Raw genomic sequence first — 18,281 nt, 5'->3', positions numbered from 1 at the left:
AGGTAAGCTGTCCTAAAAAAAATAGGATGGTGAGCATGTTGAAGAAGCTTCTCACAACGATAGTATTCCTGGTTTGTTTGTCAGTGACAACAGCAGGTTTATTTGCGGAAGACCCGACTTCGGTTCCGACGCAACCAACCACTCAGGAAGAAACAGGACATTCGTCTCACGGCGAATCAGTACATCAGGAATTGCCATATTGGTCAGTATTGCCATTTGTTGCCATTTTACTTTCCATTGCAATTTTGCCAGTTGCTTCTCACAAAACTTCTCATTGGTGGGAAGACAATAATAACAAATTGATTCTTGCTGTTGGACTCGGAGCCATTTCTTTTGTGGTTCTACTTGTTTATGGTTACAGCCATAATATAGTTCATACAGTTTTCTTCGATTATATCCCTTTTATTATTTTACTCGGATCTTTGTTTTATATTTCCGGTGGAATTGTTATCAAGGGAGACATCCATGCTACCCCACTCAATAACACATTGTACTTGTTAATCGGTGCGGGCCTTGCTTCCTTTATTGGAACCACAGGTGCTTCGATGTTACTCATTCGTCCTTTGTTAAAAACAAATAGCGAAAGAAAACATGTGGTTCACACGGTTGTATTCTTTATTTTCCTTGTTTCCAACATTGGCGGTTCCTTAACACCACTAGGCGATCCTCCACTTTTCCTTGGTTATTTAAAAGGAGTTCCTTTCACTTGGACATTCAAACTCTTGCCTGAGATGTTGTTTGCCACTGTGATCTTACTTGCCGTTTATTTTGTATGGGACACTCTCGCTTACAAAAAGGAAACAAAAAAGGACATTAAAAAAGACGATAAACTTGCGACTCCATTCTCGATCGGTGGTCAGGTAAACTTCATTTGGTTACTTGGTGTGATTTTAGCTGTTGCTTTTTTAAACAGTAACTACATTCCACAAATCAATGAAACTCCTACTCTTGGATTTATCCGAGAAGCCGTTTTACTTGTATTGATTGGTCTTTCTAAGTTTACTTCTAAAGAAGAAAACCGTAAGTTCAACAACTTCACTCTCCACCCCATCCAAGAAGTTGCTTATCTTTTCATTGGAATTTTCATTACGATGATTCCTGCGCTTGTATTACTCGAAGCACATGGTAAGGAACTGGGAATCACACAAAACTGGCAGTTTTTCTGGGCAACAGGAGCTTTCTCGTCGGTTCTTGACAATGCGCCAACTTACCTCACCTTCGGTTCGTTAGCTTCTGGTTTACTCACTCCAGTGGGTGCTGCAAGCCCTCTCACTTTAGGTCAGTTCATTGGAAATGTCCAAGCGGAAGAAATTTTAAAAGCCATTTCAGTTGGTGCGGTCTTTATGGGTGCCAACACCTATATTGGTAACGCTCCTAACTTTATGGTGAAATCTGTTGCAGAAGAAAACAAAGTAAAGATGCCATCCTTTGGTGGTTACTTAGCATACTCTATGGGAATATTAGTTCCTGTATTTATCCTAATTACCTTCGTATTCTTCGTCTAAACTTTTGGACAAACCGGGGAGATTCCCCGGTTTTAAATTACTTTGAACTTATCTACACTCCAAACATTATCCAAATCTGGTTCCTTTTCCCATTTAACTTCCGTTCGTCCTAAAATCGACGAAGAACGAACTCAAGTTCAAGCCATTCTAAAATCTTCTAAAGAAAAACTAATCTATGGAATTCATACGGGATTTGGCCCTCATGCCTTCACTTCCAATGAGGATGTTGTAAAAATCCAAAAATCTTTAATTTACCATCTGACAGTAGAACCAGTTTTTTCCAAAGATGGGATTCCGCATTCCCATCTAAATCACAAAGAAGCAAGGGCAGTCCTTGCAGCAAGGATCCATTGTTTATCGCTTGGTGGATCGGGCATTCGTTTTGAAACATTAGAACTATTGAATGCACTTTTGGAATTGGATTGTATACCTGTTTTGCCAGAAAGGGGTTCCCTTTCTGCATCGGGAGATTTGATTCCTTTGAGTTATCTCCCATTAGCCCTTCTTGGTGAGTCTGGATTTACAGGTCTTGGTAAGGATTTAGGACCCAGCCGGTGGAATGGAGGGAAGTCAAAAATTCCAGGGTTTCCTTGGTCTCCAGAAGCAAAAGAAGCTATTTCCCTCACCAATGGAACCAGTTTTACAACGGCCTTACTTGGTCTCCAGGTCTTAGAGTTTCGTAACCTTCTTTCTTACTCAGTAGAACTTTTACAATACCTATTTAGTTTTCACTCAGTGTTTGCTGATGCCTTTCATCCTGCCTATCACAACCACAAACAGTTTGACGGCCCAAAAAAAATCGTTCGTATTCTTTATCCTACCGTGTCCCAAAACTCCAAAGAGAAACAAGAGGGAAGCAGAATCCAAGATATTTATTCCATTCGCTGTATTCCACAAATCCTAGGTTCCCTCTTAGATGAAATTGTATCTGTTGGGGAGACCGTAGAACGGGAGTTAAATTCTCTTTCAGACAATCCAGTTTTGATTCAATCAGAAGATGGTCTACGGTTTGCCGAAGGTGGTGGTTTTTATGCAGCCCAAGTGAGTTTTGCAGCAGATCGTTTGCAGAATGCCATGGCAGTTTGGTTTACTTGGGTGGACCGGTTTTTGAATTATCTTTTTGAACCAAAAGAAAATGGTGAGTTCCCGCTGATGTTATCAGAAAAACCAGGGACTTATGCGGGCCTTTCAGGATTAGGGCTTATGTCCACACATCTAACAGCAGAAGTGCGAAGAGATAGTATGCCGGGTTCTGTTCAGTCTATTCCCACGAATGGAAATAACCAAGATATTGTTCCGATGGGAGCCATCTCTGTTTTGAGAAATCGCCGAACGGTTGCTAGCGGGTATAAGTTGTTATCGATTTTAGCTTTTACTATTTACCAATCTTCAAGGTTTGCTAAAAGAAAGGATTTAGTTCCGAACTTGGATTTATTTCTTGGGATAGAGACAATGGCAGAAGATAGAAGTCTGGATTTTGAAATCCAGACTTTAATGGAAAGGTTAAGTAATTCTACTTCTTCTCTTGTAAAGATTCCAATCGATTGAGACCAAAACCTAGAAGGAGTCCAAGGGCAAGAGCTGCGAGTGGGATTTGCGCTTCAGTAAAGTCTTTAGGGAATACATTTTTTGCTGTGGCGATTTGAATGTCTCTTTTTACTTCTCCTGATCTTCCCACGATCGCCTGACCATTGGCGTAGTCTTTGAATGGCCAAAGGATAAAGAAAGATCCAAGGATAAGACCAAGTAAAAATGTCATTGTATGAGATTTATACTTCAAAAATAACCATTTTACAAAATGAGTAAAAATAAGAAGTCCTAGTAAACATCCAATCCCAAAGGCTCCCAGAAATACTATCGAACTTGGTTCGAGGATGGTGGATAGTTTTCCAATTACGATTTGGTATTCACCGAGCACGAGCATAATGTAAGAACCAGAGATCCCTGGAAGAATCATTGCAGAAATAGCAACAGCTCCTGTAAGAAAAGCTATCAGTGGATTTTCGGAACCCGTAGTATCTCCCATAAAAAAACTAGGGACGATGGTGAGAAGAATTCCTGGGATGAGGAACAACCAAACCACTAAGCTATGTTTTTCGATGAGTTTGTAAGGAACAGCAAGCGAAGGGAAAATCAGTCCGATAAACAATGCAAGTGTTGCTTGTGGGTAGTTTTGGAGTAAAAACTGAATGAGTTTGGCTCCAGAAACAACGGATAACAAAAGACCAATTCCCAGAAATACTAGGAACCAGAAATCAATTCGTTTCATCTCTTCTGCAAAACGTTTTCTTACATCTTCTTTCCAAAAACCAAACACTAAAGCTAACGATACTTTGATGGTTTCTAAGTTTAAGGAAGTGATGGCAGTAATCAACCTGTCATATAGTCCAAGGATGAGTGCAAAAGTCCCTCCGGAAACACCGGGGATGAGGTTGGCAATCCCGATGAGAAAACCATTGAGAAGGCAGAATAGAATTTCTTTTTTCGATAGAGGCATAAAGGAAAGGATGGGAGTGCGAAGACTTTATGCAAGGTTTTTTCTAGGTACAATTGTCCAAAGGAGTCCATAACTAATGACCGAATAAAGGAAAATGATGGTAAGTATTAGCAGGTTAGAAATTCCATTGGACTTCAATACAAAATGTATACAAACAACCGTGAGGTTTAAGAAGGAAAAAATAACCAAAGATCCGATTTTCCCAAATTTGGTTTCCGTGATTCGTTGGTAGAGATGTTCTCTATGTGCTGAGAACAAATGTTTCTTTTGGAAGAAACGTTTGATCAGAATAAAAATTCCATCCAACCAGAAATAGGGAAACAAATAAAAATAATTAGTCACATCCCAAACATTTGAATTTGAATTTTCCCATTTACCAACAAACAAAGGTAATGCCAAAACAAAAAAACCTAAGGATAAGGATCCACTATCTCCCATAAATAATTTTGCTTTTGGAAAATTATAATATATAAATCCAAACATTGAAATCATCAAAATCAGATACAAACTATAACCAAAATGACCTATTGCATAAAATTGAGGAGCAACACTTGCCAATGAAAAATAAGAAAGGAAAAGCGTGGTTACTAAATACCAATCCATTCCATCCATAAAGTTCACCAAGTTGACTGCAAAAACAAGGAAGATGGTCAGTGCAAAAATCTGGACAAATTTTGGAAGTGAAATCACTCCAAAAAAGGTAATCTCAGTGTTTGTCCAAACTAAAAATACAGCTACAACAGAGAGCTCTAAAAACAACCGGAGTTTTGGGCTGAGGTGATACAAATCATCTACGAAACCTAAAATACAAAAAACGAGAACACCAGCTAACAAAAGATAGATGCCTATTCTTTGGTTTTGTTCCTTAGGGAAAACAAGTGAATTTGCCTCGGTTTGGGAAAAGAGGAGATAAAATACGGAGACGAGAAAGACGGGAATAAAAAACATCCCAGCTGATTTTTTGGTCACGGCGTCGTGAAGGCTGCGTTCGTTTGGCACATCTTTGACTCCAAAGCGGGAATGGACATAGATTGAATGCAAAATAAGGCTAATAACGGCAAGAATGGCGAGGATTGGTGGGAAAAAAGAGACCATTTTCGCAAAGTTTATCGGTACGGGGTCTTTTGGCAGTTTTTTATTGCAAAATTCCGTCCCTCTTCGATGTTTAATTTATGTTTCAGGGCGTTTATACTGCGGTCATCACCCCCTTCCGCCAGGGGAAAATCGATTATGATAGTTATTTTAAAATCCTAGAAAACCAAATCCGGTCCGGCGTGGCAGGAGTGGTTCCTTGTGGGACAACGGGGGAATCTCCCACCCTTTCTTATGAAGAACATAAAGAACTCATCCAAAAGACAGTTCAAGTTGTAGCTGGGAAAATCCAAGTCATTGCTGGCACGGGTTCCAATTCCACAAAAGAAGCCATCGAACTCACAGAGTCTGCTTGTGCCGATGGGGTGGACGGAATTCTTTCCGTCAATCCTTACTATAACAAACCTACACAAGAAGGGATGTATCGTCATTTTACAGAGATTGCCAATGTATCTTCCAAACCGGTAATGTTGTACAACATTCCAGGAAGAACCAATGTGAATTTACTTCCAGAAACTGTAGCAAGGCTTGCGGCCCACCCAAAAATCGCGGCGATCAAAGAAGCCACTGGGGATTTGGGACAAATGGCTAAGGTCATTGCTTCCACACCGCCTGACTTTGATTTGTTGTCAGGGGACGACAACCTAACATTGCCTGTATTGTCTATTGGGGGGAAGGGAGTTGTTTCTGTAGTCTCCAATCTTTTTCCAAGAGCTTGTGTGGATATGGTATCCCTTTATCTCCGTGGGGATTTGGAAGCTTCCAGAAAGATTTATTATAAACTCCTTCCTGTTTTTATCAATGCTTTCATTGAGACCAATCCTATTCCAATCAAAGCAGCTATGAGTTGGTTTGGATATTGTGAAAATGAACTTCGTCTTCCAATGACAACATTATCTGAAGGTTCACCAGCAGATACTTTCAAAAAAACAGTATTCCAATTAAAAGAGGAAGGCATTGTCTAAAATCAAAGTTGGTGTGATTGGTGCTGGGGGACGGATGGGGAAGGCCATCATCCAAGTGTTATCTCTTTCCAAAAAATCAGAGTTAAGTGCTGCTATTGTTAGAGAAGGAGCCATCTATGCTGGTTTTGATTCTGGTAACCATGCAGGGATCAAAGAAACGGGGATTTTACTTTCTACCGACTTACAAAAAGCATGCGAAACTTCCGATGTGTTGATAGATTTTAGTACACACACGGGATTTGAATCCATTTTGAATTCTGCATTGGCAAATAAAAAACCCTTAGTAATTGGAACCACAGGGCTTACAGATTCCGATAAATCACTCATTCAATCGGCAGCGAACTCTATTCCGATTGTGTTTTCGCCCAATATGTCTGTGGGTGTGAATTTGTTATTTAAGTTAACTGAAATCGCAGCAAAGGTGTTAGACGAAGACTTCGATGTGGAAGTTTTGGATATCCATCATAGACATAAAAAAGATGCTCCTTCCGGAACGGCTATGTATTTGAAAGAAGTTTTATTGAATGCCACCAAACGATCCGAAAACAATGTTATTTATGGTCGCCATGGAATGTATCCAGAAAGGGACCAGAAAGAAATCGCTATGCATACAATGAGAGCCGGCGAAGTGGTTGGAGAACATACTGTTTATTTTTTAAGTTCTGAAGAAAGAATTGAAATTACCCATAAAGCTCAGGATCGCAAAACATTTGCTACTGGGGCTGTGAAGGCCGCAGAGTTTTTGTATGGGAAATCCAAAGGTCTCTATAATATGTTCGATGTGTTAGGAATCTAAATTGGATTTTTTTCGAGGATTATACATCATTCCATGGAGTAAAAATTATATCTCCATATCTTTGGATGTATTAATCGTCGCATTTTTAATATATAAAACTTATACCACACTCAGAAGGACAAGAGGAATCCAACTTCTACTAGGTGTGGGAATCATTTGGATTTCAGGAAGCCTTGCGGAATATTTAGGTTTTGAACTTCTGGAATGGATTCTGACAAATATCAGACCAGCCCTTGTCTTTGCTATCATTGTTCTATTGCAACCCGAGTTACGTCGGTTAACTGGGGATTTGGCTCGCATCCGCTTGTTACGATTGTTTTTTTTGAAACCCACGTTTGACTTAGATCCTATTGTGGAAGCGGTCCGGATCATGTCTCAGGAAAAAACCGGATCTATCATTGTTTTAGTCAAAGACATTAGTTTGAAAGATATTTCTGAAAATGCCGTTCCTATGGATGCCCAAGTAACCTCAGAAGTATTACAAACTATTTTCTTTAAAAATTCTCCGCTTCATGATGGGGCTGTCATCATTGAACAAAATAGAATTGTTTGTGCGGCTTCTTATTTGCCCATGAGTAGTTCAGTGGAAATTGCCACTCTTGGAGCAAGGCACCGTTCAGCATTGGGACTCTCCGAAGAAACAGATGCAATTATCATTGTTACTTCAGAAGAAACGGGTGACATTACCATTTGTTATGAAGGGGAAATGTTACACCCAGTCAAACCTCTTGAGTTAAAAGCACTTGTTAGCGGTCTTATGTCAGGAAGCCGTAGATCTAAGGACGAATCTCTCCGTAAATCAAAAGAGAAAGATACCGGAGTGAGTATATGATTTTAAAGTTACTTGGAAAAGTGGTCCGAAACTGGAAAGCGAAACTTGTATCTTTAATCATCGCAAGTATTTTTTATGTCAACCTTCAGAATTCCAAAGTATTAATTAAAACTATTAATGTCCCCGTCGACTATCCAAAGTTATCTGGTAATTTAAATTATTCTAAAAATCCAGAAAAAACAATTCCAGTTCGCGTGGAAGGATTGAAAGATGTTGTGAATTATTATTCACAATTTATGAAGGCTGTGATTGACCCAGAAGATGTCCAACTCGGTGTTACGGAAGTACCCATTAAAAAAATTGTGGGTGTTCCGAGTGGAGTCAAAGTTACAAAACTGAAAAAAACAGTTCCTGTTGAAATTGAATCTCGTGGGCTGAAAGTAGTACCATTGGAAGTTGTATTTGAAGGAGCACCACCAGCTAACTTTGAAAAGCTGACTCAAATTGTAAGTCCTCAAAAAGTAACTTTAAGCGGGAAACCTCAAGATTTAGAAAAAATCACCAAAGTACAATTACCAGAAATTTCCTTAACCGACAAAAAAGAACCTTTCGCAAAAACTGTGAGAATTCCTGATCTTCCTAAAGGTGTGAATGTACTTGGATCCAGAGATGTCACGGTGAATGTAAATATCATTCCTCTTTCTTATAAAACAGGAGAACAAACGGCCGCAGGAATTCCAATTGTTTGTTCGGGTCTGGATGGCAAGTTAGATGCAGAACTTTCTGAAGAACAAGTGGCGATTCGTTATTTTTCATTAAAACCAATTCGTTCTGCACAAATCTTAACGGGGATTACGGCGCAAGTTCCTTGTAACTATATCTTTGATCCTATAAAAAACAAAATCATTCCCGAATTACAGCCGCAAGTTGCTAAAGTGCGAATCATCAAAAACAAAGATCTCAAAGGAATTGAAATTTTACAAATCAGTCCTGAAAAAATTGAGATTCGTTACAAAGTTAAAGAACAAAACCCTGAGGCAGACCCAACTGATGATGGGACTGGGATGGAAGTCCCAGGTGCCATTCCTTCCGATCGATCTTAATCATCCTCGTATTTATTTATGATAGACTATAACTTTGGAGAAAGTTATAGACATCATAACAAATGGATTCGATAAATTCTTATTTTAAAAATTCGTAGATTTCTTTAAAACTTTCTTCTGGGTTTTCCCATTGTGGATAATGTCCAATGGAGTCCCAACGAATGAGTTTTTTGTTTTTGATCGGAAGTTTTTCAATTTCATCTGCTAGGTGGCTTCCACTGACTGGATCTTCTCCCCCGTTGATAAAGAGTAGTGGCACTTCCGTATTTAGAAGGGCATTCTTCCATCGTTCCCCGTGTAATCTTCTTTCTGGAATGTATTTGAGGAGTTTGTGTGGAATCAATATTTTGTTTGGGTAGGTAATCAATTTCCAAAGAACAGAAATTTCTTTGTCAGTTGGTTTAGTATTTTTTCCAAACACTTTGCTAAAAGCGATACCGAATTTTTTTTCATCATAAAATCTGGAAAGAAATGCACCGAGTACTGGTGTTGCTAGAAGTTTTTGTTTGAAGGTGGGTCTATGTAGATGTGGAAAAAGTCCTCCATTGAAAAAAACAGCACCGTCAATTTCATACTTACGATCTGAGCGTTCTAAATGCCTCGCTAAAATTTCTTGGCCTACACTGACTGCATAATCATGAAAAACAAACTTCACCCTTCGGAGAGCATTTTTCTCGATAAAGTTTTCTATGATATCTGTTTGTTCCATCAAAGTGTATGTATGTTTTTTGGGTTTGGAAGAATAACCAAATCCTAAAAAATCAATGGCGATCGTATTGAAGTAACGAGAAAGTCCGTTGAAAATTTTGGAATAATCCCAAGAGGATGTAGGAAACCCATGAAGTAAAATCAGGTTTTGGCCTCTTCCTTCTTGGATATAAAAAATTTGAAACTTCTTATATTCGAAAAATTTACCAGCAGCCAACCATTCCGTTGCGTTCTTTTTTGAAAAGTTTAGATCAACCATATCGGACATAGCACAACAAAAGAGGAAGTGAGTCAAATAGAAGAATTTGCTACTTTCTGATTTCCCGAAAGCCGATCTTTAAAGGGATGGAATCATACCCTCTCATTTATTTTGTAAAACCAGAAGGAATTATATCGGATTGGGAATACTTTTGGTATCAGATTCCTTATGGTGCTCCTGGAATTCTTACATTTTTTGTAGGATTATTTCTTAGTTACTTTGCCTTCCAAAAATTTCGTAAATCAGATGATGAAAATCGATTTTTCCATTTAAATCTTACCATTTCCTTTATTAGTTTTGGAACTGTTGGTTTGGTACTTACAACTCGTGCTTGGATCCAAGATGTAAATACATTAGTATTTTGGAATGATCTACTCTACTTTCTTGTGGCTCCACTAGCTCCCACTGCATTTTATATGGCCTACCATATGACTGGGAAACAGAGTAAGTTGTTATTGTATTATTCTTATCTTTGTTGGTTTGCTAGTTTTGTTTTGTATTTTGGAGTTCTAATCGGTAAGGGTTTTGAAACTACAGTCTTTGAATTTACTTTTGGGAAGTATCCGAGAGGAAGTTCTTATGTCCGTCCTTGGGGAATTTTGGCGCCACTAGGATACTTTCTTTTGATTTTGCCTTCGTTTATCAAACACTACCAATACATTCGAAAACACTACCACCTAACATTATTTCATGGGGTAAATTTATTATTTTTACTCACTACATTAAACGCACCGAGTATTTTAGGTTTTAAAGTGTATCCGGGAGGGTTCTTTTTATTCATTCCAATGTTACTTGTTGCATACGGAGTGTTTCGATCCGACTTTTTTGACGTTAATGAGTTGTTGTTTCAAAAGAATGGAATGTTTTATTTCCTATTTGCACTATTATCTTTTGTTTTGATTTTTATTTCTTTTGGCGTTTCCTTTGGGCTTTCCCCTGATGCTTATGAATCGGCAAAATGGTATCCTTGGGGTATCCCTCCCGTAGTCTCTGTGTTTGGTGCCGTATTTCTATCCATCATCGTGGCAGGTGCCAATCCATCCGCAAGGATCAACCAACTTTGTGCTTTTGCATTGATTCTAACAGGTTTCTATGTCATCCAATCGGTTCCTTTGAAGTTAAACATATCGTATGTGGTGCAACTTAGAATTTCTCAGATGACCTTTGTTGCTTTTGCCTTTGCACCGAGCATCATGGTTCGTTTAGTATTTGAGGCGATTGGACAAAAATCACCAATATGGATCCAAGTCATAGACTTCCTTTGTGTGACAGCAGCTGTGCTTGCCCCATCTCCTTATTTATTTGTGGGTTATTTTGATTATCCATGGTCCAGAGTGCATCATGGTGGACCTGCAGAATTACTCGTGGGAGCAAACGGTGCCATTGCTCTGATCTTAGTTTTATTTACGTTCATTCGAAACAAAGGTTATATCAACTTTGCTTCGAAATGGATCATTGGTTCCTTTTTATTGTCTGCGATTTTACTTTTAGCAGCACTACTTCCTAGTCATGGATTTCCAATTTATCCTTTAGCAGATTTTCAATTTGTTCCCGCGTTTTTACTTGGTTATGCGGTGCTTCGTCATGGTGCTTTGTCTTTGGAAGGACGGACAATCCAACTGAGCCAACGATTGGCAAACTTGGGGCTCATTACCATGGCCATTGCTGCCATTTTGTATTTCCCGCTCATTAGGGAACAATATGGAGTGGGGGAATCGGCATTCCATCTAACCATGATTGTATTGCCTCTGGTTTTGTTTAACTACCTTGTAGTGTACATCATGTCACGTCCACTGGCCGAAGAATTAGATATTAGTTATTTTTTGTTAGATTTAGAAAAACAAAAAGCGGATGAAGAAAGAGAAAAAGCTCTGATTGCCCAAGATAAAGCAGAAGAAGCTATGGAAGAATCAGAGAAATTACTTCTCAACATTTTGCCATATAAAGTAGCCCAAGAATTAAAACTTAAAGGTAGCGTCACTCCCACAAGAATTGAAAATGTAACTGTATTATTCACTGATTTCAAAGGATTTACGAAAGTTGCCGAAGGAATGGATGAACAAAGTCTCATTGAAGAACTCGATGCCTGTTTTACGCAGTTTGATGAAATTATTCTAAGAAACAATTTAGAAAAACTAAAAACTATCGGGGATAGTTATATGTGTGCGGGTGGAGTTCCCGTGGAAACAAGAACCAGTGCCATTGACGCTTGTTTGGCGGCTCTCGAGATTCAAAGTTTCATGAACCAATTAAAAGAAATTAAAACTACACTGGGTTTGCCTTTTTGGGAACTGAGACTTGGGCTTCATACAGGTCCTGTGGTTGCCGGAGTTGTAGGTCGGTTTAAATTTGCTTATGACATTTGGGGAGATACTGTCAATACAGCTTCGCGAATGGAGTCTGGTGGCGAAACAGGAAAAATCAATGTATCTAAAGAGACTTATGATCTAGTGAAGTATTTTTTTATCACAGAGTATAGAGGGAAAATCCACGGAAAAAATAAAGGGGATTTGGATATGTATTTTGTGCATCGCCTAAGACCTCGTTATTCGCAAGATCCGGATGGAAAGGCACCTAACCAGTATTTCCGGGAAGTATATTCCCGGATCTCCAATGGTGCCAACATCCGTTGGAAAAACGAAGCCTAATTTAAGTTTGTTCTTCCTCAGCAAGCCAAGTGCGGAGTAACTGAGCCACATCTTCTGGTTTTTCTTTTGCCAGGTTGATTGCATTTTCCAGTAACTCGCGTCTGAGTTTTTCGTCGAGGGAGAGTTCGACTTCCGCTCCCCCTTCGTCCATCACGCGAAGTGCAGCTTCTCGCATCATTTGTTGTTGCGCTGCAAGTTCTTCTTCTCTGAGTCTTCTTCTTCTTGCGATTTCTTTTTTGATCGCTCGATACACAAGAATTGCAAGAATGAGTAGGATCAAAATTACAAGAGAAGCGATGACCATATTTCGAATGGCTCTTTGTTTTTGAAACTCTTCATCTTCAGCGCGGAACTGTTCGGTTCTATCTTTGGGAATGGTAATGACACTGATTTGGTCACCACGTGATCTTGTGTAACCAATTGCTGCTTCTAAGTTTTTACGAACAAGTTTTAGATCATTTTCGGCAACAGGAATGTATTTTCTATCATACCCTAATCCATCTTCTCTTTCTTTACGTTCCCAAACACCATCTACGACAACAGAAAGTCCGATCTTTTCAATTTTCCATGGTTGTCGTTTGATGTCTTTCACTCGTTTGTTAAATTCGTAGTTATTGATATTTTCGTCTTTAGAATATTCTGCTTTTTGGTAGTCTGTGTCTTTGTATCCAGGAGGAAGGTTTGGTTCGGTTCCTGCAGGACCGTCAGGTGTAAACCCACGACCTTTAAAAGATTCTTTAGTTTCTTTGGAAGATACTTTTAACGAATATCCATCTACCAACTTCCTTTCGTTATATGGAGTATCAGGGTTATCTTCTTCGGCAACGACAGGCAATACTTCGTTTTCTGTTAAGGACTCTTGGTCCCAGTTAAATGAATATTCAAAACGAGTGATGTCCACTCGATCTTCCCCACCCAAATACCAACGTAAGGTGTTGCGAATGTCGATGAGACGTTTTACACGTTCTTCTTCTTCAATTCTTAATTTTTCTTGAACAATTCGAAGTTCTAATCTTTCTTTTTCTAAATCTTCTTCAAAATCAGAAATGATTTTTCCGTCAGGGTCGGCCACACTTACGTTTTCAGGTTTTAATTTGGGAACCGCACGTGCGACTAAGTTGACAATCCCTTTGATTTCTTTTTTACTCATTCCCTCAACACCAGGTTTGAAGTGTAAGATCACACTGGCTTTTACAGGATAAGAGTTGGATTCAAAAAGATCTCCTTCGGGAATCGCAATGTTCACATCGGATCTTTCAATTGGCCTTAAGGTATTGAGTGATTTTTCAATCGCACCTTTCAGAGCTCGATATTTTTTGATGTCTTTGTCAAATTGGGTTTCGGTAAACTTTTCAATATCAAAAAGTTCCCAACCAGTCACACCTGCAGGAATCAAATTCTCTTGCGCGAGTTTGGTGACGATCTCTTGCCTTTGTTCAGGGTCTACTGTGATTAGGCTTGTTTCACTGGATCCATAAGAGTAACCAAGGGCATCTAGTTTTTTTGTGACCTCAGAGAAGTCTTTGGAATCGAGATCCTTAAAGAGTACGACTCGGTTTCTTTGGGACGAGACGTTGGAGAGGATGATGACTGCCACCACCACAACGGCGAGCACACCACCCAAAATCATTTTTTTGGTTTTATCGAGTTTGTTGAATAACTCTTTGAGATTATCGATGATTTTTTGCAGTGGTTCAGGCATAGTACGGGCCTCGTCGTGATTTGAGACATAATGCCATGATTCTCCTGAAATGTACAAGTACTTTTCGACGAGAGAATGAAATTAAGGGGGATTCCGATTGGATTTAAGGAATCGGAGGATCCGATAGGAAAAACCCACCCAATCCACAGCCTTGTTTGGCGGGAAAAGGGTGAGATTTAGAATTTAGATTCCTATAGAAATCAGTAACAGTAAACCTAGGGAAAGATTACCGTTTTGATTGGTTTTCTACTTAAGCCACACCTTCCACTTTTTGAAACACTCGTTCAAACCTTTTTAGGGCATCATCAATCACGGCATCTGTATCGGAAGCACTTGTATAAAGCCTGCTACCTGCAAGAGTCACAAGACCTTCTGACATATAGGCGGCTCCCATCTCTTCCATGGCGTGTTTTCTTTTATGGGCTTCCGCGATGGTTTTTTTGATGGTCCAGAATTTCTTGATATTGATATCGAGTAACATAGTCCCTACTGTCTCCAAGTGGCAAATGGAACCTTGGTTGAAAGCAACAAAAGGAAGATCATACTTTTTGATTAGTTTTTGCAATCCTTTTGTTAGGCGGTCACCAGCCCTTCCTGATTTTTCAAGAGCCCCTGTTTTTTCCATTTCACAAAGGGTAAAGTAACCTGCAGCGGAACTGAGTGGGTTTGCTGCCATCGTTCCCCCGATTAACGCCTTTTTGGTGCCGGTTTGAAGTCCTGCAGAAACATATTTCATAAATTCTTTTTTACCACCAAGGCCTCCTGCGGATGGATATCCACCGGCAACCACCTTACCAAAAATAGTTAGGTCAGGATCCACACCAAAGTATCCTTGGGCCCCACTGAGACCAATACGGAAAGCGGTCACCACTTCATCAAAGATAAGAAGGGCACCATACTTGTTGCAAAGTTCTCTCACTCCCTTGTTGAAGTCGAAGTCTAGTGGTCTTGTTCCACTTTCTGGGCCTACTGGTTCAATGAGAACGGCTGCTGTTCCACCACGAAATCGATTTCGTTTGAGTACGGATTCCAAAGAGTGCAAATCGTTCGGATAAAATTCTTGTGTGTATTTGAAAATGGATTTAGGAACTCCGTTGGCTTCGAAGTGTCTTGTTCCTGGTATTCGTAGCCCATATGCCAATTGGTCACTCCAACCGTGATAGGCACCACCCATCTTTACGATGTTTTTTTTCTTTGTCGCAAGCCTTGCCACTCGAATGGATGCCATACAAGCTTCGGTTCCAGAACCTAACATCCGAAACATTTCTACTGAAGGAACTAACTCTACAATCTTCTCAGCTAACTTATATTCGTATTCATGAAAGAGACCAGTGACAGGTCCTGTTGTATCTAATAGTTCAATGACTTTTTTACGAACTGAAGTAGGATTACTTCCAAGTACAGTTGGCCCGCCCGCTTGTAAAAAATCGATGTATTTGTTTCCATCCAAATCATATAAATAAGCACCGGATGCTTTTGTAAAAACAAGAGGGAAGGGATGGTTGAATGAAAGATTGTGTTGGACTCCGCCTGGAATGTATTCCGAAGCTTTGGTGATCATCGCTTTGGATTTACTGCATTTTTTATCGAAGTAATTATGGATGATGTCCTCCATCGCGTCTTTGCGGATGGAGCGGATAGGAAGGGAAATTAATTTCCTTAGGTCTTTGTAGATTTGGTCTACATTGGGGTATTCGTTCATGGAAAAGCCTTGGGCCATATAATCTTTCCTCTTCCGGGTCTTTTTTCTTGACAATGAGTGAGTCATCACTCATTGTCAAGAAGGAATTTATAAAATAGTTCGAGATTGGCTGATTCTTTAGAAATTTAGATAAATTTCCTGGAGAAATTTTAGCCTTATCTAGTTTATTGGACGGGGACGGAGTATGGTAACCAAGCATTTTAATGATAGTTTTGAGCGGATTTCTGAAGAAAAGAGGAACCGGATTTTAACCATAGCCATTTCAGAATTCGCCAACCGCGGATTTACAAGTGCCAATACCAATACCATTGCTCAAAAAGCAGGGATTAGTGTTGGTTCTCTCTATAAATACTTTGAAACCAAGGAAGATTTTTTCTTAACCGTAGTGGATCATGGAATCACGCAGTTAGAAAAAACTTTGGAATCAGTTCTTTCCATGGATTTGGATTTGTTTGGAAAAATAGAAAAGATCATACGCATCATCCAAACCCATTCTCGCATCAACCAAGACATCATTCGCCTCTATAATGAGATGACTACAGAAAGTAACTATGAGCTCATCACTCGTCTTTCGGGAGAACTTGAATCTTTGTCTGCAAAATGTTATATTGAGATGATAAGTCTTGCAAAAAGTGAAGGTAACATTTCCTCCGAAGTGGATAGCAACTTGTCTGCTTTTTTACTCGATAGTATCTTTATGACCTTACAGTTTTCTTATTCCACTGTATATTATAAAGAACGAATGAAGATCTATCTTGGGGAAGATGTGTTTGAAAGAGATGAAGAAGTTGTAGCTGGTGTAATGAAGGTGATCCGCAGAGCACTCGGTGGATAGGGAGAATTGGGTAGACTTGCGCTAAAGTGGTACAATAGGGAATATTTTGATAATATGATCAAAGCAATAATATTTGATTACGATGACACTTTGGTCCAAACACGAAAGACTCGTTACACCACGATCTATAAACTATCGAAAGAGATTTTTAACTCCAAGATCACAGAAACAGAAATTGATGAGGCCTGGGGACTTCCTGCGGAAGCATTTTTACTCAAACTGTTTGGGAGATTTTCTAAGGATATCGATTCCCTTTGGAGTCTTTATATAGAATATTCAAAGAAAGATTGGAATGTTCCCCATTCAAATGCTTTTGACTTTATCAGTAAATATCAAGACTCCTTTAAATTTGGAATTGTAACTTCATCAAGTGAGAAGGTTGTTCTTCGCGAGTTGAATGAACTACAAATCAATACAAAATTGTTTCTGCAAATTCAGGGCTCAGAACACACAGAGGTTCATAAACCCAATCCAAAGGTCTTTGAGCCAATTTTTTCATTATTAAATATAGAAAATATCGATAAGAATGAAATTGTCTATATAGGTGATTCACCTGCAGATTATGAATCGGCGAGCCAGTTTGGATTTCATTTTTTAGGGATTGCTCATGATGATAGGCACGTTCCTTTTTTCCAGAAAGAAAATATTGCTTTTGTTCGAAATTTTATAGAAATTGAAACTGTTTTGATCTATGAGAACCATTTCGGATAACAATGGAAAGTTCGGTTCTATTTTGTAAGATACTATAACTTGTGCCAGGTGGTTAGGAAAAAAGACAAATTAATGAAACAATTTAATGATTGTGTAAATTCATACAAAAAGCAGCTCCAAATCGGGGAAATCCAAGAAGCCTATGCCGGCCTTGTGAAATATGTAACTAAACTTGGTACAACTCTATCCAAGAACCTTTCCAAAAGTTACGCTTTTGGAAGTTTGTTTCAGGGATATATGGACTATACCTATTTCTATTACTCGAACAAATTCTTAAAAGATAGAAAATTAAAAATGGGCCTTGTCTTAAACCATCCGAAAATGCAATTTGAAGTTTGGCTTTTGGGACAGACCATACCCATTCAGGAAAGGTATTGGGAGTATTTTAAAAATACAAAGTGGAACAAAAATAGAACCACCAAACCACAGTATTCCATTCTGGAAGCTGTCCTCATTGAAAAACCTAATTTTAATGATCTGGATTTACTTTCCAAACAAATTGAAGCGAGTTTGGTGCAAGTGACTGCAGAAATTATACAAGAGATCAAAGTGAGTAAGTTGAAATAAGAATTTTCGCAAAACATGCCAAACTATTATTGGAATAAAAAAAATCAATTACTCATAACAATCTATATGATTGGATTTGGTATTGGAACCATTTCCCATGCGATGGATATGGTGAAGTTAGGTTTTTTTGGTTATACTTTTGCACCGTTCTTATGGAATGCCTTTTGGACTTCACTACTGATTCTCGATCCTCTAGTCATTTTTTTGTTTTTCTTTTCTTACAAATTCGCTGTTTTTCTAGCTGTTATCATTATGATCCTGGATATACTGATCAATTTATCTTACGGGTTATCTTCCGGAAATCAAAACATTCTCATGGGTTTATATATTCAGATTCCTTTTGGTTGTTTCGTATTTCTAACTGCAAAACATCTGTCTAGATACAATTCCATAACTTCTTTTTTAGTGATTTAATCTAT

The 18,281-nt window shown here is 38.9% G+C and carries 16 protein-coding genes; 11 read left to right on the top strand and 5 right to left on the bottom strand.

The features are described from left to right. Nucleotides 1-35: 35 nt before the first annotated feature. Both LEP1GSC203_RS16105 and LEP1GSC203_RS16100 read left to right on the top strand, forming a co-directional pair. On the top strand, nt 36-1,505 hold the full coding sequence (locus tag LEP1GSC203_RS16105; RefSeq protein ID WP_002975083.1) for a sodium:proton antiporter: 1,470 nt from the start codon (nt 36-38) through the stop codon (nt 1,503-1,505). A 42-nt stretch (nt 1,506-1,547) separates the two neighbouring features. Continuing rightward, a complete protein-coding gene (locus LEP1GSC203_RS16100; protein WP_002975078.1) occupies nt 1,548-3,053 on the top strand; it encodes an aromatic amino acid ammonia-lyase in 1,506 nt (501 codons plus the stop codon). Here LEP1GSC203_RS16100 and LEP1GSC203_RS16095 read toward each other — a convergent pair. Further along, the gene (locus LEP1GSC203_RS16095) at nt 3,019-4,002 is read right to left on the bottom strand and encodes a DUF368 domain-containing protein (protein WP_002975170.1); all 984 of its coding nucleotides are present in this window, start codon (nt 4,000-4,002) and stop codon (nt 3,019-3,021) included. The two genes, LEP1GSC203_RS16100 and LEP1GSC203_RS16095, sit on opposite strands and share 35 nt — an antisense overlap. Nucleotides 4,003-4,029: 27 nt before the next feature. After that, nucleotides 4,030-5,097 (bottom strand): MraY family glycosyltransferase, encoded by a 1,068-nt coding sequence (locus LEP1GSC203_RS16090; protein WP_002975090.1) that lies wholly within the window; start codon nt 5,095-5,097, stop codon nt 4,030-4,032. Between the two features lie 77 nt (nt 5,098-5,174). Between LEP1GSC203_RS16090 and dapA the strand changes: the two genes are divergently transcribed. Genes dapA through LEP1GSC203_RS16070 form a run of 4 tightly spaced genes read left to right on the top strand, consistent with a single transcriptional unit; the run spans nt 5,175 to nt 8,730 of the window. Further along, nucleotides 5,175-6,059: a 4-hydroxy-tetrahydrodipicolinate synthase gene (gene dapA, locus LEP1GSC203_RS16085; RefSeq protein ID WP_002975128.1), complete on the top strand. Its 885-nt coding sequence runs from the start codon at nt 5,175-5,177 to the stop codon at nt 6,057-6,059. Beyond that, nucleotides 6,052-6,855, top strand: a complete 804-nt coding sequence (gene dapB / locus LEP1GSC203_RS16080; RefSeq protein WP_002975113.1) for a 4-hydroxy-tetrahydrodipicolinate reductase — start codon at nt 6,052-6,054, stop codon at nt 6,853-6,855. Before dapA ends, dapB begins: the two co-directional genes overlap by 8 nt. Before the next feature lies 1 nt (nt 6,856). Then, nucleotides 6,857-7,687, top strand: coding sequence for a diadenylate cyclase CdaA (gene cdaA / locus LEP1GSC203_RS16075; RefSeq protein ID WP_002975081.1), 831 nt, complete (start codon nt 6,857-6,859; stop codon nt 7,685-7,687). Beyond that, the gene (locus LEP1GSC203_RS16070) at nt 7,684-8,730 is read left to right on the top strand and encodes a CdaR family protein (protein ID WP_002975160.1); all 1,047 of its coding nucleotides are present in this window, start codon (nt 7,684-7,686) and stop codon (nt 8,728-8,730) included. The genes cdaA and LEP1GSC203_RS16070 overlap by 4 nt, the downstream gene beginning before the upstream one ends. Nucleotides 8,731-8,809: 79 nt before the next feature. Here the strand turns inward: LEP1GSC203_RS16070 and LEP1GSC203_RS16065 are convergent, their stop codons facing one another. After that, complete coding sequence (locus LEP1GSC203_RS16065; RefSeq protein ID WP_002975135.1) at nt 8,810-9,706, bottom strand: alpha/beta fold hydrolase; 897 nt, start codon at nt 9,704-9,706, stop codon at nt 8,810-8,812. A 77-nt stretch (nt 9,707-9,783) separates the two neighbouring features. On the opposite strand from LEP1GSC203_RS16065, the gene LEP1GSC203_RS16060 reads away from it, so the two are divergent. Then, entirely contained in the window at nt 9,784-12,345 is a 2,562-nt protein-coding gene (locus LEP1GSC203_RS16060; protein WP_002975084.1) for an adenylate/guanylate cyclase domain-containing protein, read from the top strand. 1 nt (nt 12,346) lies between these two features. Here the strand turns inward: LEP1GSC203_RS16060 and fliF are convergent, their stop codons facing one another. Both fliF and LEP1GSC203_RS16050 read right to left on the bottom strand, forming a co-directional pair. Further along, nucleotides 12,347-14,047, bottom strand: coding sequence for a flagellar basal-body MS-ring/collar protein FliF (gene fliF / locus LEP1GSC203_RS16055; protein WP_002975108.1), 1,701 nt, complete (start codon nt 14,045-14,047; stop codon nt 12,347-12,349). 250 nt (nt 14,048-14,297) lie between these two features. Beyond that, nucleotides 14,298-15,767: an aspartate aminotransferase family protein gene (locus tag LEP1GSC203_RS16050; RefSeq protein ID WP_002975037.1), complete on the bottom strand. Its 1,470-nt coding sequence runs from the start codon at nt 15,765-15,767 to the stop codon at nt 14,298-14,300. Nucleotides 15,768-15,933: 166 nt separating this feature from the next. Here LEP1GSC203_RS16050 and LEP1GSC203_RS16045 point away from each other — a divergent pair, with 166 nt between their 5' ends. The 4 genes from LEP1GSC203_RS16045 to LEP1GSC203_RS16030 all read left to right on the top strand — a co-directional run bounded on the left by LEP1GSC203_RS16045 (nt 15,934) and on the right by LEP1GSC203_RS16030 (nt 18,276). Continuing rightward, nucleotides 15,934-16,584 carry a TetR/AcrR family transcriptional regulator gene (locus tag LEP1GSC203_RS16045; RefSeq protein WP_002975130.1) on the top strand — a complete coding sequence of 217 codons (651 nt, stop codon included), beginning with the start codon at nt 15,934-15,936 and terminating at the stop codon, nt 16,582-16,584. Between the two features lie 54 nt (nt 16,585-16,638). Beyond that, entirely contained in the window at nt 16,639-17,295 is a 657-nt protein-coding gene (locus tag LEP1GSC203_RS16040) for an HAD family hydrolase (protein WP_002975136.1), read from the top strand. 72 nt (nt 17,296-17,367) lie between these two features. Further along, nucleotides 17,368-17,862 carry a DUF7000 family protein gene (locus LEP1GSC203_RS16035; protein ID WP_002975043.1) on the top strand — a complete coding sequence of 165 codons (495 nt, stop codon included), beginning with the start codon at nt 17,368-17,370 and terminating at the stop codon, nt 17,860-17,862. Between the two features lie 15 nt (nt 17,863-17,877). Then, nucleotides 17,878-18,276 carry a hypothetical protein gene (locus tag LEP1GSC203_RS16030; protein WP_002975131.1) on the top strand — a complete coding sequence of 133 codons (399 nt, stop codon included), beginning with the start codon at nt 17,878-17,880 and terminating at the stop codon, nt 18,274-18,276. Nucleotides 18,277-18,281: the final 5 nt, after the last annotated feature.

The organism is Leptospira terpstrae serovar Hualin str. LT 11-33 = ATCC 700639, from assembly GCF_000332495.1.
Classification (GTDB): domain Bacteria; phylum Spirochaetota; class Leptospiria; order Leptospirales; family Leptospiraceae; genus Leptospira_A; species Leptospira_A terpstrae.
This window is presented reverse-complemented; position numbering and strand designations above follow the sequence as displayed.

Coding starts and splice junctions, on each gene's coding strand:
- LEP1GSC203_RS16105 (WP_002975083.1), top strand. CDS start 36: ATGTTGAAGAAGCTTCTCACAACGATAGTATTCCTGGTTTGTTTGTCA.
- LEP1GSC203_RS16095 (WP_002975170.1), bottom strand. CDS start 4,002: ATGCCTCTATCGAAAAAAGAAATTCTATTCTGCCTTCTCAATGGTTTT.
- LEP1GSC203_RS16090 (WP_002975090.1), bottom strand. CDS start 5,097: ATGGTCTCTTTTTTCCCACCAATCCTCGCCATTCTTGCCGTTATTAGC.
- dapA (WP_002975128.1), top strand. CDS start 5,175: ATGTTTCAGGGCGTTTATACTGCGGTCATCACCCCCTTCCGCCAGGGG.
- LEP1GSC203_RS16070 (WP_002975160.1), top strand. CDS start 7,684: ATGATTTTAAAGTTACTTGGAAAAGTGGTCCGAAACTGGAAAGCGAAA.
- LEP1GSC203_RS16065 (WP_002975135.1), bottom strand. CDS start 9,706: ATGTCCGATATGGTTGATCTAAACTTTTCAAAAAAGAACGCAACGGAA.
- LEP1GSC203_RS16060 (WP_002975084.1), top strand. CDS start 9,784: ATGGAATCATACCCTCTCATTTATTTTGTAAAACCAGAAGGAATTATA.
- fliF (WP_002975108.1), bottom strand. CDS start 14,047: ATGCCTGAACCACTGCAAAAAATCATCGATAATCTCAAAGAGTTATTC.
- LEP1GSC203_RS16050 (WP_002975037.1), bottom strand. CDS start 15,767: ATGGCCCAAGGCTTTTCCATGAACGAATACCCCAATGTAGACCAAATC.
- LEP1GSC203_RS16045 (WP_002975130.1), top strand. CDS start 15,934: ATGGTAACCAAGCATTTTAATGATAGTTTTGAGCGGATTTCTGAAGAA.
- LEP1GSC203_RS16040 (WP_002975136.1), top strand. CDS start 16,639: ATGATCAAAGCAATAATATTTGATTACGATGACACTTTGGTCCAAACA.
- LEP1GSC203_RS16035 (WP_002975043.1), top strand. CDS start 17,368: ATGAAACAATTTAATGATTGTGTAAATTCATACAAAAAGCAGCTCCAA.
- LEP1GSC203_RS16030 (WP_002975131.1), top strand. CDS start 17,878: ATGCCAAACTATTATTGGAATAAAAAAAATCAATTACTCATAACAATC.